This is a genomic window from Cupriavidus pauculus (assembly GCF_003854935.1).
GTDB lineage: Bacteria > Pseudomonadota > Gammaproteobacteria > Burkholderiales > Burkholderiaceae > Cupriavidus > Cupriavidus pauculus_C.
Genome location: NZ_CP033969.1, coordinates 876,090 through 901,780, shown reverse-complemented (window position 1 = coordinate 901,780; position 25,691 = coordinate 876,090). Strand labels below are relative to the sequence as shown.

At 69.6% G+C, this 25,691-nt stretch carries 18 protein-coding genes and 1 pseudogene; 14 read left to right on the top strand and 5 right to left on the bottom strand.

Annotated features, from left to right (window positions below; translation table 11 throughout):
• Positions 1 to 5,982: an alpha-2-macroglobulin family protein gene (locus tag EHF44_RS05805; RefSeq protein WP_124682877.1), complete on the bottom strand. Its 5,982-nt coding sequence runs from the start codon at positions 5,980 to 5,982 to the stop codon at positions 1 to 3.
• A 92-nt stretch (positions 5,983 to 6,074) separates the two neighbouring features.
• Positions 6,075 to 6,554: an Lrp/AsnC family transcriptional regulator gene (locus tag EHF44_RS05800; protein WP_124682876.1), complete on the bottom strand. Its 480-nt coding sequence runs from the start codon at positions 6,552 to 6,554 to the stop codon at positions 6,075 to 6,077.
• Between the two features lie 153 nt (positions 6,555 to 6,707).
• Here EHF44_RS05800 and phhA point away from each other — a divergent pair, with 153 nt between their 5' ends.
• The 4 genes and pseudogenes from phhA to EHF44_RS05780 all read left to right on the top strand — a co-directional run.
• Positions 6,708 to 7,649 carry a phenylalanine 4-monooxygenase gene (phhA, locus tag EHF44_RS05795; RefSeq protein ID WP_124682875.1) on the top strand — a complete coding sequence of 314 codons (942 nt, stop codon included), beginning with the start codon at positions 6,708 to 6,710 and terminating at the stop codon, positions 7,647 to 7,649.
• A gap of 127 nt (positions 7,650 to 7,776) precedes the next feature.
• Positions 7,777 to 8,076, top strand: coding sequence for a 4a-hydroxytetrahydrobiopterin dehydratase (locus tag EHF44_RS05790; RefSeq protein WP_124682874.1), 300 nt, complete (start codon positions 7,777 to 7,779; stop codon positions 8,074 to 8,076).
• 104 nt (positions 8,077 to 8,180) lie between these two features.
• Complete coding sequence (locus EHF44_RS05785) at positions 8,181 to 8,885, top strand: response regulator transcription factor (protein ID WP_066737789.1); 705 nt, start codon at positions 8,181 to 8,183, stop codon at positions 8,883 to 8,885.
• A gap of 58 nt (positions 8,886 to 8,943) precedes the next feature.
• Positions 8,944 to 10,488 (top strand): annotated as a pseudogene (locus tag EHF44_RS05780) (sensor histidine kinase); the annotation flags it as partial.
• A 181-nt stretch (positions 10,489 to 10,669) separates the two neighbouring features.
• Here the strand turns inward: EHF44_RS05780 and EHF44_RS05775 are convergent.
• The gene (locus EHF44_RS05775; protein ID WP_124682872.1) at positions 10,670 to 11,170 is read right to left on the bottom strand and encodes an SET domain-containing protein; all 501 of its coding nucleotides are present in this window, start codon (positions 11,168 to 11,170) and stop codon (positions 10,670 to 10,672) included.
• A gap of 894 nt (positions 11,171 to 12,064) precedes the next feature.
• Between EHF44_RS05775 and EHF44_RS05770 the strand changes: the two genes are divergently transcribed.
• From EHF44_RS05770 to EHF44_RS05760, 3 genes are all read left to right on the top strand, one after another.
• A complete protein-coding gene (locus EHF44_RS05770; protein ID WP_066737795.1) occupies positions 12,065 to 12,343 on the top strand; it encodes an HU family DNA-binding protein in 279 nt (92 codons plus the stop codon).
• A 243-nt stretch (positions 12,344 to 12,586) separates the two neighbouring features.
• Positions 12,587 to 13,570, top strand: coding sequence for a DUF2272 domain-containing protein (locus EHF44_RS05765; RefSeq protein WP_124682871.1), 984 nt, complete (start codon positions 12,587 to 12,589; stop codon positions 13,568 to 13,570).
• Between the two features lie 107 nt (positions 13,571 to 13,677).
• Positions 13,678 to 14,460 (top strand): aquaporin, encoded by a 783-nt coding sequence (locus tag EHF44_RS05760; protein WP_124682870.1) that lies wholly within the window; start codon positions 13,678 to 13,680, stop codon positions 14,458 to 14,460.
• On the opposite strand, the gene EHF44_RS05755 is transcribed toward EHF44_RS05760, so the two are convergent.
• Entirely contained in the window at positions 14,444 to 16,138 is a 1,695-nt protein-coding gene (locus tag EHF44_RS05755) for a carbohydrate porin (RefSeq protein WP_124682869.1), read from the bottom strand. The genes EHF44_RS05760 and EHF44_RS05755 overlap by 17 nt on opposite strands.
• Before the next feature lie 371 nt (positions 16,139 to 16,509).
• On the opposite strand from EHF44_RS05755, the gene EHF44_RS05750 reads away from it, so the two are divergent.
• From EHF44_RS05750 to EHF44_RS28840, 5 genes are all read left to right on the top strand, one after another.
• Positions 16,510 to 17,649: a TRAP transporter substrate-binding protein gene (locus EHF44_RS05750; RefSeq protein ID WP_124682868.1), complete on the top strand. Its 1,140-nt coding sequence runs from the start codon at positions 16,510 to 16,512 to the stop codon at positions 17,647 to 17,649.
• A gap of 132 nt (positions 17,650 to 17,781) precedes the next feature.
• Positions 17,782 to 18,687 carry an EamA family transporter RarD gene (gene rarD, locus EHF44_RS05745; protein ID WP_124682867.1) on the top strand — a complete coding sequence of 302 codons (906 nt, stop codon included), beginning with the start codon at positions 17,782 to 17,784 and terminating at the stop codon, positions 18,685 to 18,687.
• A gap of 111 nt (positions 18,688 to 18,798) precedes the next feature.
• Positions 18,799 to 19,977 (top strand): DNA polymerase IV, encoded by a 1,179-nt coding sequence (gene dinB, locus EHF44_RS05740; protein ID WP_124682866.1) that lies wholly within the window; start codon positions 18,799 to 18,801, stop codon positions 19,975 to 19,977.
• 90 nt (positions 19,978 to 20,067) lie between these two features.
• Positions 20,068 to 21,258 carry an MFS transporter gene (locus EHF44_RS05735; protein ID WP_124682865.1) on the top strand — a complete coding sequence of 397 codons (1,191 nt, stop codon included), beginning with the start codon at positions 20,068 to 20,070 and terminating at the stop codon, positions 21,256 to 21,258.
• Positions 21,259 to 21,442: 184 nt separating this feature from the next.
• Positions 21,443 to 23,197 carry a diguanylate cyclase gene (locus tag EHF44_RS28840; RefSeq protein ID WP_124682864.1) on the top strand — a complete coding sequence of 585 codons (1,755 nt, stop codon included), beginning with the start codon at positions 21,443 to 21,445 and terminating at the stop codon, positions 23,195 to 23,197.
• A 30-nt stretch (positions 23,198 to 23,227) separates the two neighbouring features.
• Here the strand turns inward: EHF44_RS28840 and EHF44_RS05725 are convergent, their stop codons facing one another.
• Positions 23,228 to 23,722, bottom strand: coding sequence for a hypothetical protein (locus EHF44_RS05725; RefSeq protein ID WP_124682863.1), 495 nt, complete (start codon positions 23,720 to 23,722; stop codon positions 23,228 to 23,230).
• A gap of 384 nt (positions 23,723 to 24,106) precedes the next feature.
• Here EHF44_RS05725 and EHF44_RS05720 point away from each other — a divergent pair, with 384 nt between their 5' ends.
• Together EHF44_RS05720 and EHF44_RS05715 are read left to right on the top strand one after the other, a co-directional pair.
• Complete coding sequence (locus tag EHF44_RS05720) at positions 24,107 to 25,075, top strand: Bug family tripartite tricarboxylate transporter substrate binding protein (RefSeq protein WP_124682862.1); 969 nt, start codon at positions 24,107 to 24,109, stop codon at positions 25,073 to 25,075.
• A 135-nt stretch (positions 25,076 to 25,210) separates the two neighbouring features.
• Complete coding sequence (locus tag EHF44_RS05715; protein ID WP_124682861.1) at positions 25,211 to 25,684, top strand: tripartite tricarboxylate transporter TctB family protein; 474 nt, start codon at positions 25,211 to 25,213, stop codon at positions 25,682 to 25,684.
• Positions 25,685 to 25,691 lie beyond the last annotated feature (7 nt).

Genomic DNA, 25,691 nt, shown 5'->3' with positions numbered 1-25,691 from the left:
TCACTTGGCGGCCCCCACGGTCAGCCTGGCGTTGGGCGTCTCGCCGAACACGTCGGGCGCATACATCGCCTCCACGCGGCTCGGCGGCAGCGCGAACTCGCCGGCATTGTTGAGCCGCACCGTGTACTCCACGGCCAGCGTCCCCTTCGGCACAAAGCCGAAGTACTCGCGATAGGCTTCCGGCGTGCGTTCGACGAAGTCCGACCATGCCGACTTCTGGTCGCGCGTGGCGATGACCGAATCGCGGCCAAGCCCGCTGCCCAGGATCGTCGCGCCGGTCGGCACCGGGTCGCTGACCACCACCATCGTCATGTCGGCCTGCGCGTCGATGTCGAGCCGCACGCGGTACGTGTCGCCGCGCGACCACTTGCCCGCCACCGCCTGCTCCACCGGCGTCACGGTGCGGCGGATGCGATACCCGGCCGCCACCGGTTCGCGCAGCGGCACGGCGGCCAGCGCGCGAACCGTGGCCCACGGCCGGCCCGCGCCCTGCTGATCCACCTGCAGCGGGGCCGGCGCACCGGGCGTACCGGAAGCAGCCGCCGGCCAGGGCAGGTCGACCATGCCGCTGGCCACGCCGTCCTGCCGCGCGGCCTTCGCCCAGTCGAACGTGCGCGAGGCATCGCCAAGCGTGGCGTGCACCGTGCCGGCCACCGGCGTCTTCTCGTAGACCTGCGCGTAGCGGCGGATCGCCATCACGCCCCAGGCGTTGGCCGTGGTCGTCATCCACGCGCCGCGCGTCTGGCGGCCCAGCAGGCCGGTCACCAGCTGCGGCACATCGTCCTTCCAGGCCGGGAGCTGCGACGCCAGCGCCAGCAGCTTCGCCGCATTGACGTCGCCGCCAGACATCAGCCACCACCAGTTGTCGCTGCGCTCGGTCGAGAACACCAGCCGCGTGCCCTGCACGGTGAGGCGGCTGCGCAGCAACTGCGTGGCATCGGCCATGCGCTTGTCGCGCTCGGGGATGTCCTGCACGCGCGACAGGATGCCGAGCCAGTCGATCAGCGCCGACGTGGGCCACTGCTCGGGCAGGATCTGGATCGACCCGAGCATGCGCGCCTGGGCCTTGCCGGTCCGCGACAGCGCCTCGATGGCGGCCAGCTTGCGCACGTCGAGGTCCATCGACGCCGACGCCGGCGCCCAGCGCGGCGGCGCGATGCGGCCCTCGACAAAGGCGGCCAGGCCGCGCTCCATCTGCGCGCGCTGCGCGTCCGGAATCCGCATCGGCAGGCCCGCGCGCGACGCCTCGTCGGAGATGGCCAGCAGGTAGGCCGTCAGCACCTCGCTGCCGCGTGCGCTGTCGCTCGCCAGCGGGTAGTACGCGGCCAGCCCGTCGGTGTCCAGGTACGACGGCAGCTGCGCCATCAGCGCATCCCACGCGGCCGCGTCGCCCATGCCGAGCGATTTCGACGAGCGCTGCTCCAGGCAACTGTACGGATAGACGCGGAACCATTCGCGCACGCCCGGCATGCCGCCGGCCAGCGACGACTGCACCGACACCTGCATGCCGCCGCGCAGCCGGCCCGACGGATCGGCCAGCGCGCCGGCCGGCGCCTGCACCGGCACCGACAGGTTCGGCGTCAGTTGCGCCAGCGTGGCCTGCTGCACGGTCACGGGCACGGCCGGCACGATCTGCTGCGCGATCTTGAGCTTGTCGCTGGCGCCGCCCGTGCCCTTCTCGGCCGCGGCTACCTCCCACATCACGGTCCCGGCGCGGCTGAACGCCAGCAGCGCGGGCGCGGTGACGTCCCAGCCAATCTCGCGCGCCTCGCCGGCCGGAATCTGCACGGTCTGGGCTGGCAGCGCCTGGGCGTCGACCAGCGTGGCGCGCGCGATGGCTTCCACGGTCATCGCGCGCTGGGTGGTGTTGCGCAGCGTGAACATCGCGCGATAGCGGTCGTCCTCGCGCACCAGGGGCGGCAGGCCCGAGATCATCTGCAGGTCCTGCGTCGCGGCGATCGTCGCGCTGCCGCTGCCAAAGCGGTTCACGCCCAGGTCGGCCACGGCCACGATGCGGAAACTCGTCAGCGAGTCGTTGAGCGGCACCTCCAGCGCGGCCTTGCCCTCGGCGTCGAGCTGCACGCGCGGGTTCCACAGCAGCAGCGTGTCGAACAGTTCGCGCGTGGGGCTCTTGCCGCCACCGCCGCCGGCCGGCACGGCCTTGCGGCCATAGTGGCGGCGCCCGATGATTTCCATCTGGGCCGTCGACGTCTCCACGCCGTAGCTGCGCGGCCGGACCATCGCGTCGAGCAGGTTCCAGCTCGCGTTCGGCATCAGCTCCAGCAGCGCCTGGTCGACGGCGGCCAGCGCCACTTCGCCATTGGCGGCCGGCTTGCCGTCGGGCAGCTTGACCTGCACCGTCACGCGGGCGCGGCCGCGCACCGGATAGCTGGCCTTGTCCGGCGTCACCGAGACGTCCAGCCGGTAGGCGTCGCTGCCGACGCGGATCTGCGCCAGCCCCAGGCGGAACGCGGGCTTGGACAGGTCCACCAGCGGCGACGGCGCCACGTACTCGCGCCCTTCGCTGCGGAACGCGCGCCACCAGTCCATCGGCTGGCGCCAGCCCCACTGGAAGAACGAGTACCACGGCACCTCGCGCAGGCGGCCGCGCAGGCTCAGCACCGACACGTAGACGTTCGGCCCCCACTCGGGCTTGACCTTGAGCTTGATCGTCGGATCGCTGCCGTTCAGTTCGACGACCTGCGTGTCGAGGATGCCTTCGCGCTCCACCGCCACCAGCGCCGTGGCGCGGCGGAACGGCATGCGCACCTGGAACACGGCGGTGTCGCCGGGCGCGTACGACTTCTTCTCGGGCAGCACGTCCATACGGTCGTGGTTCTCGCCGCCGAACCAGAGTTCACCCTGGCGGGTGACCCACACCGTGGTGGCGGCCTGCGCCGCGCGGCCGTCGCTGTCGCGCGCGCTGGCCACCAGCTCCACCTCGCCAGCCTGCGACAGCGCCACGTCGCAGCGCGCCCGGCCCTGCGCGTCGGTGCGCGCATCGCACACCACGCCCAGGTCCTTGGTCTCGCTGCGGTTGTCGTAGCGGTAGAAGCCCCCGACCACGCGCTTGCGCGCCGACGTGGTGATGCGCGCGCGGGCCTTGATCTGCACCGGCGACTCGGCCACGGGCTTGCCCTGCGTGTCCAGCACCACGGCCTGCACGGCCAGCTTCTGGCTGACCGATACCCAGTTGGCCGCGCGGATGCCCACCACCACGGCCGACGGCCACAGCGGCACGGTCTGCCGCAGCGTCTGGATCTCGCCGTTCGGATCGGCAAAGCCGGCCTCCAGCACGAGGTCGCGCGGCGCGTCCACCTTCGGCAGGTCCTTGACCGTCAGCTTGCCGTTGCCGTCCTTGTCCAGCGTCAGCGGCAGCTTGTCGGCCACCAGCTTTTCGGATGCGTCGGGCGACGACGCCTCGTCCTCTTCCTCGTCGCCGCTGCTGCTCTGCTGCGCCGCGCGCGGGACGTCGAACGAGAACTCGTCGTAGTCGGCAAAGTTCACCGACTTGTTGCGCATCAGCGCCGACAGCCGCACCGGCAGCCCGGCCGCGCCGCCGCCGTTCAGGTAGTGGATCTCCACGCCCACCGGCACCTCGGCCGGGGCGACCAGCGCGTTGCCTTTCGCCTTCGGGTCCTTGGCCACCGACAGCGTGCCGGCCAGCACCGGCAGGCGGAACGCCTCCACGCGGAAGCCGCCGCTTGAGAGCGTGCGGCCGTCGCCGTAGACCAGCGCCACGTCGTAGACGCCGAGCTTGGCCGATGCCGGCACCTGGAACGCGTTCTCGGCACTGCGTCCGCCCGTGGCCGTGGTGCGCCACGCCAGCGGCATCTCGTACGTCTGGCCGGTGCCCTCGTGCGTGATCACGAGCTGCGTCGGCATGGCCTGCGGCAGCGCAAAGCCCTGCGAGGTCTCGTTGCGGATCAGGTGCTTCATCGACACGGTCTCGCCCGCGCGCAGCAGCGTACGGTCGAACACGGTATGGGCGCGCACGGTCTGCTGCGGGCTCAGGTCGGTGGGCACGTTGAAGCGCCACGTCTCGATGCCGCGGTTCCAGTTCGACATGACGAACGCCATGTCGGCCTTGCCGCGCGCCTGCGGATGATCGGCGCCGATGCGGGCCGACACGAAGTAGCCCTCCATGCCGTTGTCGCAGTCTTCGTAGCGGCGGTCCGGCAGCTTCGCAAAGCGCGCGACGCCGGTGGCGTCGGTGGTGCCCTGGCCCAGCAGCGTGCCGTCGCAGCTGCGCACGGCCACGCGGGCGTTGGCAACGGGCTTGCCGTCGTCCAGCCCCGTCACCCAGGCCAGGCCGCTCATGTCGCCGTCGCCCTCGCCGCGCGCCAGCTTGAAGTGGACGCCCAGATTGGTGACCAGCGCGGCGGTGCGCACGTACATCGGCACCGGCTTGCCGAGCAGCGCCGCGCCCAGCATCGGCGAGGCGATTTCCACGACGTGGAAGCCCGGTTCGGGCAGCGGGATGCCGACCACCTCGAACGGGCGCGGCGTGGTGTCCGTCGATTTCGGGATGGCCAGCTTGCCGGCGCCGGGCACGCCTTCGAGCAGCGACACCGAGCGCGTCTCGATGGCCGGCGCGTTGCGCGGCACGCGTACCTTGTACGGCGGCTGTCCGGCGCGGATGGCCGCAAGCTGCTCGCGCGTCCAGGTGTTCTCGTGCATGCGCTTGACCATGCCGAACCAGCGCAGGATGGCGCCGTCGTCATCCACCTTGAGCCGCGCCACGGTGCCCGGCTGCGCGCGCACGGCCAGCGCCGGCAGGTCGGCTTCGACATTGCGCAGCGTCACGGGCAGCAGCGGTGGATAGTCGTTCGGCGACTTGCCGCGCGGCAGGTCCGCAAAGCGCTCGACCACGCCGAACGGCGCGGCGGCGAACTTGGCCAGCGGCGGCAGCGCGGCCGTGGTCAGCTTGATCGGAAACAGGTCGGCATTGGCCAGCGCGCGGCCGCTCTCGTCCTTGAGATCGCGCGGCGCCTCGATGGTCAGGCTGGCCTTCTCGGGAAACGGACCCTTGAACGTCACGCTGGAAACGGGTGCGTCCGGGGCGTCGTCGGGATCGAAGGCGGGCGCCTGGCTGCCGGCTGGCGTCTTGAGCACGATCTGCGCGGCGGCCTTGCGTGCGATGGGCGCCGTGAACGTGACGGTCATCGGCCGCAGCGGGGTGCAGGGGGCCTCGGCCCGCTCGCGCTCGCAGGTGAAGCCGGCGGTGAACGGCTCCCGCACCTGAAAATCGAAGCGGCGCGCCGCCGTGGTGGCCAGGCCGGAAGGTGTGGCGATGCCGGCGTCCAGCACGAGCTGCATCCGCGCGCCGGCTGGCAGGCGCTGCTGGCAGGTCAGCAGGTGCACGGCGTCGGCGTCGCGCTTGACCACTTCCTTCCAGTGCAGCGCCTCGATCACGCCGTCGCGCTCCTTGCCGGTCAGCAGCCGCACGGGGATGCGCTCGCCCAGGCCCTCGGCCTGGCACCAGGCGTGGCTGCGGATCGATCCGGCCGTGGCGGCGCCATTGAAACGCAGCGCAAACACCTGGTCTTCCTCGATCTCGCCGCCCGACGGCCGCGCCGAGATCACGACCGGGCCGCCGGTTTCGAACCGGTACTCGCCCTTGCCCGCGTACGCCTTGCCGGCCACGCTCTTGAGCCCGGGCACCACCTGCACGGCGCAGCGCACGCCGGGCGGCAAGTCGCGCTCGAAGTCGTAGACCCAGTTGCTGGCGTTGACCCAGCGGCCGCTGCCGCCCACCGCGCCGCCGGTGCAGGACACCGTGGCCGGCGCCTGGGCCTTGAGGTCGCCCATCGGCACCATCGGTTCGTCGAAGCGGATGGCCACCTGGCGGACCTGCGGATTCACCCCCTCGGGCGAAAAGCGCGTGATCTGCGCGGCCGTGGCGGCCGGCGCCCATGTCAGTGCGCTGAAAACGAGACCTGCTGCGGCGGCCGCGGCTACCGTGGCGATCCTCCCGATCATGCTGCCTTCTCCCGAATTGGCTCCGCGCGAGGGTGACATGCGCCCGTGGCAAGCGCAAGCCTCTGCACATTTCGGCAGAACGAACCGCCGTTCTAGCGCAAATGGGCCAGCGGCAGCGGTCCCTCCTTCTTGAGCGGGGTAAGCACGATGTTGGACCGAATGCTCTCCACGCCCGGCACCCGCATCAGCCGCTTCATCGTGAAATCGGCCAGCATCGGCAGGTCCTGCACGACCACGCGGATCAGGTAGTCGGCCTCGCCGGCCACGGCGTAGCACTCCTGCACCTCCTCCAGCAGCATGATTTCCTCGCCAAAGCGCTCGATGATCGTGTCGCCGTGGTGGGCCAGCTTGACGCTGATGAACACCATCACACCCAGCCCCAGCGCGGGCAGCGACAGGTTGACCCGGTAGCCGGTTATCACCCCGTCGGTCTCCAGGCGGGCCAGCCGGCGCCCGACCTGGCTGGGCGACAGGTGCACCCGCTCGGCCAGTTGCTGGTGGGTGGAACGGCCATCGGCCTGCAGCGCGGCCAGCAGGGCCAGGTCGTAGGGATCGAGAAGGGCAGTAGGCATGGTTGCAAGAATCCTGCATGGGTGGATGACGGTACGCGGATTATATGCACGGCATGGCGCCAAGCCCCCAACTTTGCGCGCATTCTGCGCGATTGGCTGGCTAGACTATGCAGGAAATCCGCAACGGATCGACAAATCAAACGGAGACGCCGCATGACCCCCTCGGCCACCACGCCCCGCGCCGACCAGCCTGCGGGCAACTTTGCCGGCACGCTGACCGCCAAGCTCAAGGAACAGTTCGAGGAAGGACTGCTGTCCGGCCAGGAGCTGCGTTCGGACTTCACCATCGCCCAGCCGGTGCACCGCTACACCGACACCGACCACGCAACGTGGCGCAAGCTCTACGACCGCCAGGCGGCGATGCTGGAAGGCCGCGTCTGCGACGAATTCCTGCAGGGGCTGGCCACGCTGGGCATGGCGCGCGACCGCGTGCCCGATTTCGACCAGCTCAACGAGATGCTGATGCGCGCCACGGGCTGGCAGGTGGTGGCGGTGCCGGGGCTGGTACCGGACGAGGTGTTCTTCGAGCACCTGGCCAACCGGCGCTTTCCGGCAAGCTGGTGGATGCGCAAGCCCGAGCAGATCGACTACCTGCAGGAGCCCGACTGCTTCCACGACGTGTTCGGCCACGTGCCGCTGCTGATCAACCCGGTCTTTGCCGACTACATGGAGGCGTACGGCAAGGGTGGCCTGAAGGCCGCGCGGCTGGGCGCGCTGGACATGCTGGCGCGGCTGTACTGGTACACCGTGGAATTCGGCCTGATCCGCACGCCGCAGGGGCTGCGGATCTTCGGCGCCGGCATCGTCTCCAGCCAGGGCGAATCGATCTACAGCCTTGATTCGGCCAGCCCGAACCGGATCGGCTTCGATTTGCGCCGTATCATGCGCACGCGCTACCGGATCGACACGTTCCAGAAGACGTACTTCGTGATCGACAGCTTCGAACAACTGTTTGACGCCACGCGCCCGGACTTCACCGACCTGTACCCGACGCTGCGCGCGCTGCCGACGCTGGGCGCGGGCGACATCGCCGAGGGCGACCGGGTCATCCACGCCGGCACCCGCGAGGGTTGGGGCGACAGCGACGACATCTGAGCCGCCACCCGCCCCGCCATCCCGCTTTGTGAAACAATGCCTGCCATGCCCCGCGGCCCCGCCGTGGCCCGGGGCGGGCCGGCTTTTGTTGCGCTCCCGCAGACAACCCTTCAGATCGAGCCCAATCATGACCCCTCTCTCGCAAGACGCCCGCAAGCCCCTGCTGGCCGCGCTGCCCGGCTGGACGCCCGTCCAGGACCGCGACGCGATCCACAAATCGTTCCGGTTCGCCGACTTCAACGCCGCGTTCGGCTTCATGACGCGCGTGGCGCTGCACGCGGACAAGGTGGATCACCATCCCGAGTGGTTCAACGTGTACAACCGCGTGGACATCACGCTGTCCACGCACGACGCCAACGGCCTGACGCAGCGCGATATCGACCTGGCGACGTTCATCGAGCAGGCCGCCGCCGGGCTGGCCCGCTGACGCCGCCGGCGCGGCCCGCGCTGTAGGCCAACTGAAAGGCAGGCCGCGGGCCCGGCCTGTACAATCGGCGACATTGTTTCCGTTTCCATGTCACCGGTATCACCATGCGTATCCTGCTGATCGAGGACGACCGTCAAATCGCCAGCGGCGTGGAGGCCGGGCTGTCCCGCGCCGGCCACCAGGTGCGCGTGGTGCATGACGGCGTCTATGCCACCGACCACCTGCTCAAGGAGCAGCACGACCTGGTCATCCTGGACCTGGGCCTGCCCGGCATCGACGGCATGACGCTGCTGGCCCGCTACCGCGCCCGCAACCGCACCACGCCCGTCCTGATCCTCACCGCGCGCGACGAACTCGAAGACAAGCTGTCGGGCCTGAACGCCGGCGCCGACGACTACCTGGTCAAGCCCTTTGCACTGCCCGAGCTGGAAGCGCGCGTGCGCGTGCTGCTGCGCCGCAGCCAGCATGGCGAGGCCGCGCCCGAGCGCGACGTGCGGTTGGGCCGGCTGCGCCTGTCCGGCAACGACCGCCGCATGTTCGTCGATGGCCGGCCGCTGGAGCTGTCGCCGCGCGAATTCGCCGTGCTGGAGCTGCTGCTGCAGCGCCAGGGCCGCGTGGTCAGCAAGGCGCAGCTGCAGGACCACCTGGCCACGTTTGCCCATCCGGCCGGCGAAGGCGGCGACACGGTCGGCGATACCGCCATCGAGGTCTACGTGCACCGCGTGCGCAAGAAGCTGGAGGACGCCGACGTCGAGATCGTCACCGTGCGCGGCTTTGGCTACCTGTTGCAGATCCGGGCCGGCCACTGAGCCGGCACCCCGCGGCCGGCGCCTGCCGGGCCGCCTTTCGATGACGCCCTGAATCGCCATGTGGCCGCGTTCGCAATCCTCTTCCGCCCCGCCTGGCGACGCGAGCGCGCCGGGCCGGCGCCTGCGCGGCGGCCTGGGCCGCGGGCGCCAGCGCGCCGCCACCCAGCGCGGGACGTCGAACCCGAGCCTGCGCATCCACCTGCTGCGCGCGCTGGCCACGCCGCTGTTCGCGCTGGTGCTGACCAGCGGCTCGCTGTCGTACTGGCTGGCGGCGCACTACACGACGCAGGTGTTCGACCGCGCGCTCTATGGCGTGGCCAACAACATCGCCCAGCAGATCCGCATTGCCGGCCCCCGGCTTGAGCAGGACATCCCCGTCATCGCCCAGACCCTGGTGGAAGCGGAGGGATCGGACCGCATCTACTGGCGCATCCACGGCCCGGACGGGCTGATCGGCGGCATGGACACGTGGCTGGGCTACGGCACGGGCCAGACGTCGCTGCACGACGCGCGGCTGTTCTACGCGTGGTTCAGCGGCCGCCAGGTGCGCGCGGTGCGGCTGCCGGTGAGCCTGCCGAGCGCGGCCGCCGATGAATTGGGGACGACGGGGGCCGAGGTGCAGGTGCCGCGCGGGCCGATCGTGGTCGAGGTGGCCGAGCTGCTGGACCGGCGCGAGACGGCGGCCAACGAGATCCTGCTGTCGGTCTCGGTGCCGCTGATCCTGCTGCTGCTGGTGGGCAGCCTGATCCTGTCGCACGTGCTCAAGGAAGAGCTGGTGCCGCTGCAGATCCTGACCGACAAGCTGAACCGCCAGACCGCGCGGTCGCTGGCGGCGCTGGACGAAACCCAGGTGCCGGCCGAGGTGGAGCCGCTGATCCGGGCGCTCAATGCGCTGCTGTCGCGGCTGCGCGACGCGCTGGACGCGCAACGCAAATTCATCGCCGACGCGGCGCACCAGCTTCGCACGCCGCTCACGGCCGTCAAGCTCCATGCCGACCGCGCGGTCGAGGCCGATTCGCTCGACGTGGCCCGCCACGCGCTGCGCGAGGTACAGACCGCGGCCGACCGCGCCGTGCGGCTGTCGAACCAGTTGCTGTCGCTGGCGCGCGCGGAGCCGGGGCTGTCGCTGGAACGGCTCGGGCCGGTCGAGCACTTCGACCTGGCCGAGCTGGCGTTCGAGACCGGCGCGGAATGGGTGCCGCAGGCGCTGGCGCGGCGCGTGGACCTGGGGTTCGAGGTGTTGCCGGGCCCCACCTTCACGGGCGGCGCGCCGGCCATGGTGCGCGGCAACCGGCTGTTGATGCGCGAGGCGCTGTCGAACCTGATCGACAACGCGGTGAAGTACGTGCCGGCCGGCGGACGCATCACCGTGCGCGCCGGCGGCGAGACGATGGGCCACCGCGGCATGGCCGTCGTGATGATCGAGGACAACGGGCCGGGCATTCCGCCCGCGCGCCGCGAGGAAGTGTTCAAGCGCTTCTTCCGGGGCGATCACACGCCGGGCGCCCCGACGCTGCAGGCCGCGCCGGGCGGCGCCGGCCTGGGGCTGGCCATCGTGCACGAGATCGTGACGCTGCACCAGGGCACGATCCGGATCGAGGACGTGCCCGCGGCCACCGCTTCCCCCACCTCGTCGGCCACCTCGTCGACGACCGCGCCGCTGGCCATGGCCGGCGGCACCGACGAGCCCTCGGCGCCCGAGGCGCTGGCCCGGCGGCCCTCCATGCGCTTCGTGATCCGGATACCCTGCGAGGCGCCGGGCGCCGCCGCCGGCTAGGCCCCGCCTACTTGCCCTGCTTGTCCTTGGGCGCCAGCATCGTGCCCCGGCACTTGGGGCTGCCGCAGCGGCATTCGTATTCCTTCTTCAGCTTCTTGGTATAGCGCGCGTCAATGACCAGGCCGTAGTCATAGAAAAGCTCCTCGCCCGGCGCGATGTCGCGCAGCGCGTGGATGAAGACGCGGCCCTTCTTCTCGCGTGCCTCGCAGTTCGGGTCGCACGCATGGTTGATCCAGCGCGCGCGGTTGCCGCCGTACTTGGCGTCGATCACGTTGCCGTCGTCCAGGCTGAAATAGAACGTGTGGTTCGGGTCGGCCGGATCGTGCGGATGGCGCTTGAGCGCCTCTTTCCAGGAAATGTGCTCGCCCTTGTATTCGATCACGCGCTCGCCTTCGGCAATCGCGCCGATCGCGTAGACGCCCTTGCCATGCACGCCCGACTGGCGCACCTCGATGCGATCGCTGGCGGTCTTCTTCCCCTTCTTGGCGTCCGTGGCCTTGTCCGACATAGGTTCCCGTGTGCGGTTGATGCGCGCCGGCCCAGTCCGGCGCGAACCGGATGATACCCGCGCGGCCGTGGCAGGTATACGCATCGGGCACGTATACCGATGTGGATAACCGGGGCGATTTTTGTGGATAAGCGCGCGGGTTTGGTGTGGGTTGCCTGGGGCTGGCGTGGGGAACGTATACGAACAAGTCGACCGGTATACGTGCCTCAACCCGTCCGGAAGGATGAGTCATCCCGCGCCGCCAACAATCCGTCCCCGGGGTTTTGGTATACGTAAACGCTTGATTGCGTTGGCGTATACGCGGTTATCCACAGAAACGGGCGTGGCTTACCTGTTACTACTATTCGTATACATAAAAGAAAGATGTAAACCATACGGAGGAGGAAGGCAGCCGGCCCGGTATACGCCAACCTGCCAGGCCCGCCGGTGGATCTGGCGCAAATCGATCGCGATGAAAATTTGGGCAGGCCGGAACGTGGCTGCCCGGTTGTCGGCGGTATACCCCGCCCGGCTCCCTGCGCAGCGGTATACGCGCCTTCTGCGGGCCCTCCAGGGGCGTATACGTCGCAGGACACCCTCCGGGCTGTCGCAAGCCCTCAAGCGCGCCAGGGGCCCTCTGCGGGCGTATACGGGCGTCCCGGTGATGCCGGGGCATCTCCCCCACCCTGCCGACGGACCCGGCCGAATGGCTGGCGCCGCCCCCTCGCAGACCGTGCCGATGCCCGCCAAGCCAGCGCTGAAGCGGGTTCGCGGCGCGTACCCGTAACAAACTGTTCCCGGTGCGGCGTGTCCGACACGGTATGATGTGGCCCGCGGCGTCTTTGCCGGGGCGGCTTCCAGCGGGAGCGCCCGGGCAGGACGTCAGTGTTTTTTCAACTCGAGACGGAGTGAAGCATGACGAAAACCGAACTGATCGACGCGATCGCAGCCGGTGTGGACGGTCTGACCAAGGCCAAGGCCGAACAGGCCCTGAACGTGACCCTGAACGCCATCATGGATGCCGTGGCCAAGGGCGAGACCCTGAGCCTGATCGGCTTTGGTACCTTCAGCAAGGGCGAACGTGGCGAGCGCATGGCCCGCAACCCGCGCACCGGCGAAGAAATCAAGGTGGAAGCTGCGAAGACCGTGAAGTTCAAGGCAGGCCAGAAGTTCAAGGACGCTGTGAACCAGTAATGGCGACGACGGGCACGCCTACGCGCCCGCCTCGCATGACCCCGCCGTGCCGCCGCCCGGGCCCTGAAGCGGCGCAGGTGCGCAGCGCGCGGGGACGTTATCCACACGATTTCCCGCCCAGCTCCGCGCGCGGAATCGCACAGCCGGCAACGCCACGCTGCACGATCCCGGCCACCGCGCGAGAATGTCGTTCACGCTTGGCTACTCAAGGCCTTGCGCCAGATCAGGATTCACGGGCCTGACATGTTGCACCGATTGCTCGCGCGCAGATTTCCACAGCCTTATTCACAGCGCTTTTCACACAAGCTTCCACAGCATTCTCCACAGGCGCCGAAGCGTCGCTGGCAGACGCTGACGGCCGCGGTTGCCCTGGCCGTGCTGTGCGGTTGCACCACGGCGCCGCCACGTACCGCGCGGCCGCAGGCCCCGGCCCTGCCCGACCCCGAGCGCGTGGTCACGCCCGCCGGCGCAACGCCGCGCGAGCGGATCGTCGATATCGCGCTGCAGGAGTGGCGCAAATGGGGCAGCCAGGTGGTCCATATCGGCCGCGACGATTCGGCCTGCGTCACGCACAGCCCGCTGCCGGCTCCGGCGCCCGCCGTGGCGGCCAATGGCCTGGGCATTGGCGCGGGCGCGCAGCCGTCGGCCGACGTCGACATGGAAAACGATGGCGACGCGGAATGCCTGCGATTTCCCGATGGCACCGGCATGGAAGCCACGCCTCAGGGCTGCCGCATGGCCCAGCGCTACTGGGGCATCGTCGGCGAGGCGCCCGACTGCCGGCAGGTCACGCAGGGCGCGTGGGCCTGGTCGGCCGTGTTCATCTCTTGGATCATGCGCAAGGCGGGGCTCGACAACGACCAGTTCCTGACCGGCCAGTCCCATTCGATGTACGTGGTGGACGCGCGCGACGGCATTTTGCCGCGCCCGGCGTTCCACGTCGAACCGGTGCCCGGGCTGCCGCGTCCCGGCGACATGATCTGCGCCGGCCGCGGGCGCGACAAATACCTGTCGGATCCGTCCGAGATCGGCTTCGGCACCACGCCGATGCATTGCGACATCGTCGTCGAGGTCGACCGGGCCGCCAACGTGGTCAAGGCGATTGGCGGCAATGTGCAGCAGTCGGTGTCGATGGACGTGATCGACCTCAACGACGCGGGCCAGCTCGACGGCTTCACGAATTCGCACATGCCGTGGCTGCTGATCCTGCGCAACGACCTGCAATAGCCGGGCCGATTCGGTACCGGCGGTCGCTTCTCAACATCGTCCCGCTGCATTGACGGGGGGTTGCCCGCCACGGAACACTGCGCGATCGCTTTTCGACGATTTCCCGCATGTCCACCGCTGTCGCCCTGCCCGCTTCTCCCGACCCCCTTCCCGATGTACCGAACCTGCCGCGCCGGCTCGTGGCCGAAGCGCTGGGTACGGCCCTGCTGGTCGCCATCGTGGTCGGGTCCGGCATCCGGGCCGAGCGCCTGGCCGCCGGCGATACGGCGCTGGCCCTGCTCTGCAACGCACTGGCCACCGGCGCGGGACTGGTGGCGCTGCTGGTGTCGCTGGGGCCGGTGTCCGGCGGGCACTTCAATCCGGTCGTGAGCCTGTCGCAACTGGTGCAGGGCCGCCTGCCGGCGCGCGAGGCGGCCGGCTACATGTGCGTGCAACTGGCGGGCGCGGTAGCGGGCGTGATTGCCGCCCATCTGATGTTCGGCCTGCCGCCGCTGGCGTTGTCCACGCAGCCGCGGACCGGTATGCCGATGTGGTGGAGCGAATACCTGGCGTCGTTCGGGCTGGTCGGGCTGGCCATGGCCACCGGGCGCTTCCGGCCCGGCCTCGTGCCCGGCGTGGTGGCCGGCTATATCACCGCCGGCTACTGGTTCACATCGTCCACGTCATTTGCCAACCCGGCTCTGACGCTGGCCTGCGCGCTAACCGATTCCTTTGCAGGTATTCGTATGATGGATGTTCCGGCATTCATCGGCGCCCAGACATTTGGTGCGATGAATGCCACGCTGCTGTTCCACTGGCTGTGCCGGCCGGCGGCGACGCGGGAAAAGCAGCGTCCGGCAGCGCCCGCGCGGGCGTGGCGCCGCCGTGCCGGCGTTACCAGCGCCGATTGAGCTGCACGCCGAAGATCGACCCGGTGGCCTGCGAGGCCCAGGCGTCGGCCGGGGCGGCGAACGTGATGCCATCCACGTCGTTGGCGCGGCTGTAGGTGTAGAACGCGCGCAGGTTGGCGTTGCCGGTGGACTTGCCCAGCGTCAGCGTGGGCGCCACGGTAAAGGCGGTGCGCTGCCCGCCGACGCCAAACCCCGACGAGATCTGGTCGTGCGCCACCTCGAAGGTCAGCTTGAACTGGTCGTTGGCGACAAAGGCCGGCCGTACCCGCGTGGCGGCCCATTGCAGCGTGCCCATCCCCGAGCGGTCGAGCTGCAGGCTCGATTCCACCGATCCGGCCAGCCCCGAGCGGCCCTTCCACTCCATCGATTCCGACACCCGCACGCGCGACAGCTCGTTGCCCATGCCCGAATAGCCGGTCATGGCCGTGCGCGACCCCTGCCCGTACTGGAAGCCGAGCCGGTTGGTGCCGTAGAGCACGCCCTTCTGCTCGTGCATGGCCGATGCCCACCACGCGCTGCCGGTGTCCTCGATCTGCGACAGCGGCTCCACGCGCGTGAAACCGAGCCGCACCGAGCCGTCATCGTTGGTGCCGATCGGTGCGGTCAGCACCGAGTGGTAGCTCGGCAGCTTGGCGCCGTTCAGGTCGTTGCGGGCGGTGTACTGGTAGCTGAGCCCGAAATCGCCGAGCCTGGCGTTGTCGATGCCGAATCGCATCGACGAGGAATTGGGCGGCAGCAGGCCCGACGACATCAGGAACGGGCTGCTGTCGCGGCGGCCGGCCCAGACGCTGGCGCCGTCAAGCACCGACAGGCCGGACAGCCCGCTGACCGACGTGTAGAAATTCGGCACCAGCGCGTACGGGTCGACCGCGGCCGCGTTGCCGTTGACCGATGTCGCATTGGTGCCCTTGGCCTGCGCCACGAGCTGCACCTGGGCGCCGCCGCCGATGTCGGCCACCGATTCGCGGATCTTGACCTCGCCCGAACTCGTGCACGCCAGGCCCTGGCCGAAGCTGGCCGACGGCGTGCCGCCGCCGGGGCAGGCGCGCTGGGTGCCCGACCGGTCTTCCACGGCGGCCCGGCCGCTGTAGCCGAGGCGCCAGACCGAGTCGCCTGCCGGATCGTCGGCGGGCAACTGGGACCGCAGCACTGGTGGGGCGTCGGAAGGCGTGGCGGGTGGCGTATCGGACGCACCGGAGGGATCGCTTGCCGCCGCGGTGGCGTCCGCACTGTCGGTCCGGCGTGCCACGAAGGGCTCCGGCTGGGCCGGGAATTCGCCGAGCCGGTTCGGGAACAGCACCAGCGGCGGCGGAGGGGGCGGCGGCGGGGCCAGCGCGTCGGGCGGGCCGACGAAATCCGGATTGGCGTCGGCCGCAGTCTCCGGCGCTGCCTGGGCCACCGTGGCCGGGGCGGCATCGACTGCATCGATTGCGCTCGCAGCCTGGATCACGTCGGCCAGCGGGTCGGCCGGCGCAGCGGTGGGTACGGCGGCCGTCGCCACGGCGGATGCCACCGGGCTGACCACGGGCGCCGCCGAGATCAGCGGCGGCCGCGTCAGGGCCGTGGTGGCCGGGCCGCCGGTCTGCGCGCACGCGGCCACGCCCCACGCGGCCAGGATGGCGGACGCAAGGCGGCGGCGGGGCAGCAGGCGGTCGGGAAGCAGTACGGATTCCAGCATCGAAACAACGGTCAACGGCGTCGGCGCGATCGGACGGAGGATCTGGCGGTGCGATCGAAAGCCGGACGAGGGCTCCGGTTTTAACAGGCGAATTTTTTGACCGCAAGCCGGGTTACAAAATCCCGCCAGGTCGTCACAAAGCGTTGGAAAAGCGTTGGAAATCCCACATTGCGAAACTGCCGGCGCACCGTTTGCGGGCATCGCGCGGCCCGGGGTGCAAACCGTTGTGTCCGTGCCGAATTCCTAGCGAAAACCCCCATCCCGAAGGAAAGCCGTGCCCAAAAGGCCACCGCTATAATCGTCCGACCTGTCGGTTGGGCAACACATTGGCGCCCAGGCAGTTCCGCATACATATAAGAGAGGAGATGTCCATGGAACGTCGTTCCTTCCTGTTGAAGGCCTCGGCCGTCGCCGCTACGGGTGCGCTGGCTGCCTGTGGCAAGGAAGACAAGCCCGCGGCGCCGGCCGCATCGGCCAGTGCCCCGGCCGCGCCCGCCGTCGTCGGCAGCAACCCCGCCGTGGAATGGCGCCTGGCGTCGAGCTTTCCGAAGTCGCTCGACACGATCTACGGCGGCGCCGAGACCCTGAGCCAGCGCGTGAAGGAACTGACCGACGGCAAGTTCAACATCAAGGTGTTCGCGGCCGGCGAAATCGTGCCGGGCCTGCAGGTGCTGGACGCCGTGCAGAACCAGACCGTGCAGATCGGCCACACGGCCGGCTACTACTACTTCGGCAAGAACCCCACGCTGTGCTTTGACACCACCATCCCGTTCGGCCTGACCGCGCGCCAGCAGAACGCCTGGATGCTGCAGGGCAACGGCATGAAGCTGATGCGCGAGTTCTTCAAGGAATACAACGTCGTCAACTTCATGGGCGGCAACACCTGCGCCCAGATGGGCGGCTGGTTCCGCAAGGAAATCAAGACCGTGGCCGACCTGCAGGGCCTGAAGTACCGCGTGGCCGGGTTTGCCGGCGTGGTGCTGTCGCGCCTGGGCGTGGTGCCGCAGCAGATTGCCGGCGGCGACATCTACCCGGCGCTGGAAAAAGGCACGATCGACGCGGCCGAGTGGGTGGGCCCGTACGACGACGAGAAGCTCGGCTTCTACAAGGTGGCGCCGTACTACTACTACCCGGGCTGGTGGGAAGGCAGCGCGCAGCTGTCGTTCTACGCGTCGCAGCCGGAATTCGACAAGCTGCCGGCCCTGTACAAGCGCGCGCTGGAAACGGCCACGATCGAGGCCCACACGAACATGATGGCCAAGTACGACACCGTGAACCCGCAGGCGCTGGCCCGGCTGCTGGAAAACGGCGTGAAGCTGCGCCCGTTCTCGAAGGAGATCATGGAGGCGTGCTTCAAGGCCACCCAGGACGCCTACGCCGAGGAAAGCGGCAAGAACGCGTCGTTCAAGAAGATCTACGACGACTGGCGCGTCTTCCGCAACAACGAGGCCGCATGGTTCAACGTGGCCGAGCAGGCGTTCTCGCAGTTCAGCTTCGCCCGCAAGCTGTAAGCGCTGGCTGCCCGCCATCCGAAAGACCCGGCTCCGGCCGGGTTTTTTCATGGCAAGGACCCTGCCCGGCGCCTGGCGCCACACCCCGGTAGAATCCGCCCCACAACGGGACACTACCCGGGAATCCTCCTCATGCAACTCGGCATTTTCTACGCCCTGCTGGCGTACATCATCTGGGGCCTGCTGCCCCTCTACATCAAGTCCCTGCACGGCGTGGCGCCGCTGGAAATCCTGCTGCACCGGATGGTCTGGTCGCTGGTGTTCCTGGGCGCGATCGTGCTCTGGCGCCGCCATTTCGGCTGGCTGCGCGAGGTGGCGGCCCGGCCGCGCCTGATCCTGAACTTCGCGGCCAGCGCCGGGCTGCTGTGCGCCAACTGGTTCCTGTACATCTGGGCCGTGTCCGCGGACCGCGTGGTCGACGCCAGCCTGGGCTACTTCATCAACCCGCTGTTCAGCGTGCTGCTGGGCGTGCTGCTGCTGCACGAGCGGCTGCGCCCGGTGCAGTGGCTGTCGATCGCCATCGCGGCGGCCGGCGTGTTCTGGCTGACGTGGACGGCCGGGCATCTGCCGTGGATCGCGCTGGGGCTGGCGGCGTCGTTCGGCGGCTACGGGCTGCTGCGCAAGACCGGCGCGCTCGGGGCGCTGGAAGGGCTGTCGCTGGAAACGTTGATCCTGTTCCCGGTGGCGGCCTCGGCACTGGCGTTCCTGTTCCTGACCGGGCAGGACACCACGCGCGCCGCAGCCACGGGTACGCAAGTCCTGCTGCTGCTGGCCGGGCCGGTCACCGCGGTGCCGCTGCTGCTGTTCGCGGCCGGCGCGCGGCGCATTCCGCTGTCGCTGCTCGGCCTGCTCCAGTACGCCGGGCCCACCATCCAGCTCGGGCTCGGCATCTGGCTCTACCAAGAGCCGTTTCCGGCGCAGAAGCAGATCGGGTACGCGCTGATCTGGATTTCGCTGGCGATCTACGCAACGGAAGGCGTGCTGGTCAGCCGCTTCGGCCCCAAGCGGGTCATCGATGTAAAAAATGAAGTGGCATGAAGATGATCGAAAATCATTGATGCTGGGAATAATCCACCCGCGTCGCGCCCTATTCCTGAAACCAGGCCGCCGCACTATACTGTACGTTTATACAGTATAGCCGCGCCCCCAATGTCTTCCACCGTGCCCCGGCGCATCGCCCATCTCGACATGGACGCGTTCTATGCGTCGGTGGAACTGCTGCGCTATCCGGACCTGCGCGGCCAGGCGGTGGTGATCGGCGGCGGGCGCAACGCCATTCCCGAGACCCTGCCCGACGGCTCGCGCCGCTACGCGCGGCTGCGCAACTACGTGGGCCGGGGCGTGGTGACCACGTCGACCTACGAGGCCCGGGCGCTGGGCGTGTTCTCGGCCATGGGCATGATGAAGGCCGCCAAGCTGGCGCCCGACGCCATCCTGCTGCCGACCGACTTCGACGCCTACCGCCGGTACTCTGGCCTGTTCAAGGCGGCGGTCCGGACATTCACCGGACAAATAGAAGACCGCGGCATCGACGAGATCTATATCGATCTGACTGATGTCGACGGCGACGCACGCGATGTGGCGGCGCGCATCAAGGCGGCCGTCCACGACGCCACCGGCCTGACGTGTTCGATCTGCGTGGCGCCCAACAAGCTGCTGGCCAAGATCGGTTCGGAACTCGACAAGCCCAACGGCCTGACGATCCTGACGCCGGCCGATATCCCGCTGCGGATCTGGCCGTTGCCGGCGCGCAAGGTCAATGGCATCGGCCCCAAGGCGGCCGAAAAGCTCCAGGCCATCGGCATCGAGACGGTCGGGCACCTGGCCGAAGCCGACCTGGGGCTGCTGCAGGCCCACTTCGGCCGCAACTACGCAAGCTGGCTGGTCGAGGTGGCCCACGGGCGCGACGAGCGGCCGGTGGTGGTCAGTTCCGAGCCGAAGTCGATGAGCCGCGAGACCACGTTCGAGCGCGACCTGCATCCGCGCGGCGACCGCCCCGTGCTGTCCGAGCAGTTCACCAAGCTGTGCATGCGCGTGGCCGACGACCTGCGCCGCAAGGGCTATGTGGGCCGGACGGTGGGCATCAAGCTGCGCTTCGACGATTTCCGCACCGTCACGCGCGACCTGACGATGACCGCGCACACGGCCGATGGCGGCGAGATCCGGCGCGGCGCCACCGAATGCCTGAAGCGCATCCCGCTGGAGCGGCGCATCCGGCTGCTGGGCGTGCGCGTCAGCGCGCTGATGCCGGCCGCCGAGCAGGGCGACAACCCCGCGCCGGTGCAGGAGGCGTTCCGCTTCGACGATGAGGACGAGCTGGACGAGTAAGAAACCCCGCCGCCAGCACATCTATCTATCTCCCGGTAGAATCGGCGGCGCTCCCGGCCCGATGCCGGGGCATCATCCCGAGCCGCCCCCATGACCTCCACCACTGCCGCGCGCCCCGCCGCCCCCGCCGCCTGGATCACCCCCTTGCTGGCCGTGGCCTGCGGGATGATCGTCGCCAACCTCTACTACGCCCAGCCGCTGGTCGGGCCCATCGCGCAGGCGCTGCACCTGTCGCCGGAAATCGCCGGGCTGATCGTCACGCTGATCCAGATCGGCTACTGCGCTGGCCTGCTGCTGCTGGTGCCACTGGGCGACATCGTCGAGAACCGCCGCCTCGTGCTGGTGCTGGTGGCCGGCTGCGCCGTGGCACTGGTGGCCGCCGCGCTGGCCACGCACGCGGGCGTGTTCCTGATCGCCGGCTGCATGATCGGGCTGTGCTCGGTGGCCGTGCAGGTGCTGGTGCCGTTTGCCGCCCACCTGGCGCCCGAGCACGCGCGCGGGCGCGCCGTCGGCAATGTCACCAGCGGCCTGCTGATGGGCATCATGCTGGCGCGCCCGGTGTCGAGCCTGGTGTCCGACGTGTTCGGCTGGCACGCGATCTTTGCGGCGTCGGCCGTGGCGATGGTGCTGCTGGGCGTCGTGCTGGCGCGCAAGCTGCCCCGGCGGCAGCCCGCGCCGGGCCCGAACTACCTGCAGACGCTCGGCTCGATGGCCCACCTGCTGCGTACCCAGCCGGTGCTGCGCCGCCGGGCCGCGTACCAGGCCAGCATGTTCGGCGTGTTCAGCCTGTTCTGGACCACCACGCCGCTGTACCTGGCCGGGCCGGCCTTCCACCTGTCGCAGACCGGCATCGCGATCTTCGCGCTGGTAGGCGTGGCCGGGGCGATTGCCGCGCCGATGGCCGGCCGCTATGCGGACCGCGGCCACGGCCGCCAGATGACCGCGCTGGCCCTGGCGCTGGGCGCCGGATCGTTCCTGCTCAGCCGCGTGGGCGCCGAGGGGTCGATGCTGTCGCTGCTGTCTCTGACCGTGGCAGCGGTCTTGCTGGACTTCGCCGTGTCGACCAACCTCGTGATCGGCCAGCGCGCGATATTCTCTCTGTCGGCCGAGCACCGCAGCCGGCTCAACGGCCTGTACATGGCGATCTTCTTCGTGGGCGGCGCCATCGGGTCGTCGGTCGGCGCCTGGGCCTATGCGCGTGCCGGCTGGCCGCTGGCAAGCTGGATCGGCTTTGCCCTGCCCGCGCTGGCGCTGGTCTACTTCCGCACCGAGCCGCGCTGAAGTCGTCGGCTTACTACGTCTCCCTGCACCGCCACGCCGCGCCGTGATGCCGGCTTGATCGCCGGCAGGTGCCGGCGATGGCACGCGCGCATCGGCTGCACTACACTTGGCCGCTGAAGTTCCGAGCAGCAGTCGTCGTGCCATAGCCCGCCACCGGCGGCGGGCCTTGCCGGGGAGACGTTCGATGACGTGGCGCAAAATGCTGCCGCGGCCGCGCTGGCTGCCGCGTGCGGCGCTGATGCATCCGCAGCGCGTGGTGGTGGTGGGCTTCGGGCTGGCGATGCTGATGATGTTGATCGTCGGCGCGCGCGACCTGTACCAGTTGCGCGAACGCGTGCTGTCGCTGCGCCAGCACGAGCTGACCCTGCGCGCGCTGGGCGTGGAGGCCGTGTTCGCGGCCGAGCGGTCCAAGCTGACGTTCGTGCGCGATTACGCGCAGCAACTGATCTCGATCCACGAGGCCGGCCTGGCCGAACCCGACCCCGCCGTGGAGCGCGCCTTTGCCGCGCGCAACACGCCGGTCTGGCAGATGGACGTGCCGCTGGGCGACGCGCCGGTGGTGGGCGTCGCGCCGGCGCTGCTGGAACCGCTGGAAGGCTTCGAGCGCCGCGACGCGGACCTGCGCGCCGACCTCTACGCGGCCCGCCAGCTCAGCCACGTGCTGGGCCTGAGCCTGCACAGCACCGAGGACCGCGACGGCACGGTCACCTTCATCTCCAGCAACGGGCTCTACGTCACCTACCCGCCGCGCGGCCCCGACAAGGCGCCCGCGCTGTTCCAGCGTTTCAGCAACATCGCCTACTACCGCGAACTGCTGCCCGCGCACGATGCCTCGCAGGACCTGCGCTGGACGCGCCTGTACACCCAGTTCGAAAGCACCGAGCTGCGCACCACGCTGAGCATCCCGGTCTATGTGTCCGGCCGTTTTCGCGGCGTGGTGGCGGTGGATGTCAAGCTGCCCCGCCTGCGCGCGCTGATCGGCACGCCCGAAGAGGCGCAGGTGTCGCGCCTGCTGATGGACCGGCGCGGCGCGATCATCGCGGCCAGCCAGCACAGCATGCGCGTCGACATGCGCTGGCCCGAAGACGTGGACCCCGCCTGGCGCCGCGTGCCGCCGCAGGACCTGTTCGACAAGGGCGCCGGCCGGCGGCACGCGGACGACGCGTACCTGCTCTACCAGCCCGTGGGCGACCAGGGCAACTGGATGCTGCTGGAAACGTTGAGCGACACCGACCTCGCGCGCGCCGTCATGCAGCGGATCAGCGTGCCGCTGCTGGCGATCTGGCTGGCGCTGCCGCTGCTGATGTTCGTGACGCTGCGCGTGGTGACGCTGCTGTTCAACCACTACCTGGCCGCCGGCGAGAAAATGCAGCGGCTGGCCGAGACCGATCCGCTCACCCAGCTTGCCAACCGCCGGCACTACAGCGAGCAGTACGGCAAGGCCGCGGCGCGGCGGCGGCGCGACGGCTCGCCGCTGGCCATGCTGATGCTGGACATCGACTTCTTCAAGCGCGTGAACGACCGCTGGGGCCATGCCAGCGGCGACCTGGTGCTGGTGGCGCTGGCCGGCGCGCTGCGCGCGAACCTGCGCGAGCCGGACCTGCCCGCGCGGCTGGGCGGCGAGGAATTCGCGGTGCTGCTGCCCGACACCACGCTGGCGCAGGCCACCGAGACGGCCGAGCGCCTGCGCCGCGTGGTGGAGGCCACGGTGGTCGCACCGGCCGCCGACGCGCCGCCGCAGGCGGACGGTGACGGCCGCATCCGCTTTACTGTGTCGATAGGCGTCGCAGAAGCCGGGACCGACGCGTGCCCGACACTCGATGCCATGCTGGCGACGGCCGACCGCCGTCTATATGCCGCCAAGCAAGCGGGCCGCAACCGGGTGTGCGCGGCTGATGCGCCGGCCGGCAATGCACCGGTGCCGCCTGTTCAGGGATGAGGCAGTTCATGGCCACTCCTTCGGCTGGGGTCAACGCAACAGGAACGCGATGTCGTCGGCCGTGATGACCGACACCGGAATGCCCTTGCGCCGCTGGAACAGGATGTGCTGCTGCACGCGGCTGCGCTGCTCGGCAAACGTGGCCGGGTCGATCGGCGTGCCGCTGCGCGCGTAATGCTGCACCAGCAGCTTGTAGGCACGGTGGCGGATCTGCAGCGTCTCGTTGTCGGCGCGCAGGCGCTGCCATTCGGCGGGGCTCAGGTCCAGCGTGTGGTTGAGTTCGTCGACGGTACGCGCGTGCAGGTCGCGGTAGAGATCGCGCTCGGCTTCGGCGCGGTGCAGCTCGTCGCGCAGCGCCATGATCTTGTGCTGCAGCTTGAGCGTCTGCCCGACGGCCGCCTGCATGCCCTTGGCGGCTTCCAGCGCCTGGCTGGCGGCGGCCATGGTGCTCTTCCACAGGCCGCGGTCGGCGTTGGCGTCGAGCTCCGGCGGCCAGCCGTCGGCGGGCTTGATGGTGGTATCCATTGAATGACCCCTGAAACGTCTTTTTCTTGACTGCACCCGAAAGCCGGTCTCCCGGCAGGTCCCGAAACGGCCAGCGCCTCGTGGTGCGCCGGTCCTTGTCATGGCGTTGCACTGTCCGGCCGGCAAGTCGGTGCGGCAGGCAACTGAAACCAATCGTAGTGAGATGTCAGACGTGCGCCAAGTCAAAGATGTGCAGATCTGATTTGGTCGCTGCGACGATGCCAAAAAACGACAGGGCGGCCGGCTACCCCACGTAAACCCCGATCGCCGGACGGCCGTTTTGACAGGGTTTTGACAGTTTCGCGCTTCTAGAATCCGGGCCATGGCCGCCGTTGTGTCCGCACGGCAACCACCGAACATTCCAAGAACAGACAGGAGACCGCGATGCCCCGCACGCTTGCCCGCTTGACCCACGCCCTCGCCGCATCGGCCGCGCTGGCCGCCGCCGTGGCGGCCGCCCCGGCCTACGCGGTGGACAACCTCAAGGTGATGATCGGCGCCAACCCCGGCGGCGGCTACGACCAGACCGGCCGCTCCATCGGCGCGGCCATGGTGGCGGCCGGCACGGCCAAGACGGCGTCCTACGACAACAAGGGCGGAGCGGGCGGCACCATCGGCCTGACCCAGTTCGTCAACACCGACAAGGGCAACCCCAACGCGCTGATCGTGACCGGCGCGGTGATGGTGGGCGCCATCGAGACCAACCGCCCGCCGGTGACGCTCAAGAACGCCACGCCCATCGCACGCCTGTTTGCCGACACGATGGTCATCACGGTGCCGGCCAGCTCGCCGATCAAGTCGATGAAGGACCTGACCACGCAGCTCAAGGCCAACCCGGGCAGCGTGAGCTGGGGCGGCGGCTCGAAGGGTTCGATCGACCACATCCTGGCCGGCCTGATCGCCAAGGACGTGGGCGTGGACCCGAAGAAGATCAACTACGTGCCGTTCCAGGGCGGCGGCGAGGCGTCGGCGTCGATCCTGGGCGGCCACGTGACCGTGGGCATCGCCGGCGTGTCCGAATTCCTGCCGTTCATCAAGACCGGCAAGATGCGCGCGCTGGCCGTGACGTCGAAGGACCGCACCGCCGACATCCCGACGCTCAAGGAACAGGGCGTCAACGTGGAAATCTACAACTGGCGCGGCGTCTACGGCGCGCCCGGCATCAGCGCCGACCAGCGCAAGGCCCTGATCGACGCGGTGGTCAAGGGCACCGAGAACAAGGTCTGGAAGGACGCGCTGCAGAAGAACGACTGGACGCCGTTCCTGCTGACCGGCGACGAGTTCGGCAAGTTCGTGGACGCCGAGTCCGCGCGCCTGGGCGCCACGCTGCGCGAACTGGGCGTGGCCAAGTAACGATCGCGCCCGGCCGGGGGACCCGCCGCCGGCCCGCGCCGGCCCGCCGCCCCCCAAGCCCGAATCACCCTGTCGCCCTGCCCCGCGGCCGCCGCCTGGCCCGCGCGGGCGACGGGCGCCCTGAAGAGTCCCACCATGAAACCATCCCACGTCTGCATCGGCGCCGCCGTCCTGGCGCTGTCCGTGTTCTTCTTCGCCGGCATCCCGGGCATCTCGGGCGACGAGGGCTACGCCGGCCTGTCGCCGCGCTTCGTGCCCACGCTGGTGGCCATCGGCCTGGCCGTGTGCGGCGCGCTGCTGCTGTGGCAGGGCGTGCGCGGCGGCTTCCGCAACATGCCCGAGGAAGACGCCGAGCTGCCGTCGGCCCCGCACAACTTCAAGGGGCTGCTGTGGGTGGCGGCCGGCCTGGTGGCCAACATGGCGCTGATCGGCACGCTGGGCTTCGTGTTCTCGTCGACGCTGATGATGGTCTGCGTGGCGCGCGGCTACGGCAGCCGCCGCATCGTGCGCGACGCGCTGATCGGCCTGCTGCTGACGGTGCCGATGTGGGCGCTGTTCGATTTCCTGCTCGGCATCAACCTGCCGCTGCTGCCGGTGGCCGGCTTCTGAGCCGCCG

Excerpts from the sequence above, each read along its gene's own strand:
- EHF44_RS05805 (WP_124682877.1), bottom strand. The coding sequence starts at position 5,982 with ATGATCGGGAGGATCGCCACGGTAGCCGCGGCCGCCGCAGCAGGTCTC.
- EHF44_RS05800 (WP_124682876.1), bottom strand. The coding sequence starts at position 6,554 with ATGCCTACTGCCCTTCTCGATCCCTACGACCTGGCCCTGCTGGCCGCG.
- phhA (WP_124682875.1), top strand. The coding sequence starts at position 6,708 with ATGACCCCCTCGGCCACCACGCCCCGCGCCGACCAGCCTGCGGGCAAC.
- EHF44_RS05790 (WP_124682874.1), top strand. The coding sequence starts at position 7,777 with ATGACCCCTCTCTCGCAAGACGCCCGCAAGCCCCTGCTGGCCGCGCTG.
- EHF44_RS05785 (WP_066737789.1), top strand. The coding sequence starts at position 8,181 with ATGCGTATCCTGCTGATCGAGGACGACCGTCAAATCGCCAGCGGCGTG.
- EHF44_RS05775 (WP_124682872.1), bottom strand. The coding sequence starts at position 11,170 with ATGTCGGACAAGGCCACGGACGCCAAGAAGGGGAAGAAGACCGCCAGC.
- EHF44_RS05770 (WP_066737795.1), top strand. The coding sequence starts at position 12,065 with ATGACGAAAACCGAACTGATCGACGCGATCGCAGCCGGTGTGGACGGT.
- EHF44_RS05765 (WP_124682871.1), top strand. The coding sequence starts at position 12,587 with ATGTTGCACCGATTGCTCGCGCGCAGATTTCCACAGCCTTATTCACAG.
- EHF44_RS05760 (WP_124682870.1), top strand. The coding sequence starts at position 13,678 with ATGTCCACCGCTGTCGCCCTGCCCGCTTCTCCCGACCCCCTTCCCGAT.
- EHF44_RS05755 (WP_124682869.1), bottom strand. The coding sequence starts at position 16,138 with ATGCTGGAATCCGTACTGCTTCCCGACCGCCTGCTGCCCCGCCGCCGC.
- EHF44_RS05750 (WP_124682868.1), top strand. The coding sequence starts at position 16,510 with ATGGAACGTCGTTCCTTCCTGTTGAAGGCCTCGGCCGTCGCCGCTACG.
- rarD (WP_124682867.1), top strand. The coding sequence starts at position 17,782 with ATGCAACTCGGCATTTTCTACGCCCTGCTGGCGTACATCATCTGGGGC.
- dinB (WP_124682866.1), top strand. The coding sequence starts at position 18,799 with ATGTCTTCCACCGTGCCCCGGCGCATCGCCCATCTCGACATGGACGCG.
- EHF44_RS05735 (WP_124682865.1), top strand. The coding sequence starts at position 20,068 with ATGACCTCCACCACTGCCGCGCGCCCCGCCGCCCCCGCCGCCTGGATC.
- EHF44_RS28840 (WP_124682864.1), top strand. The coding sequence starts at position 21,443 with ATGACGTGGCGCAAAATGCTGCCGCGGCCGCGCTGGCTGCCGCGTGCG.
- EHF44_RS05725 (WP_124682863.1), bottom strand. The coding sequence starts at position 23,722 with ATGGATACCACCATCAAGCCCGCCGACGGCTGGCCGCCGGAGCTCGAC.
- EHF44_RS05720 (WP_124682862.1), top strand. The coding sequence starts at position 24,107 with ATGCCCCGCACGCTTGCCCGCTTGACCCACGCCCTCGCCGCATCGGCC.
- EHF44_RS05715 (WP_124682861.1), top strand. The coding sequence starts at position 25,211 with ATGAAACCATCCCACGTCTGCATCGGCGCCGCCGTCCTGGCGCTGTCC.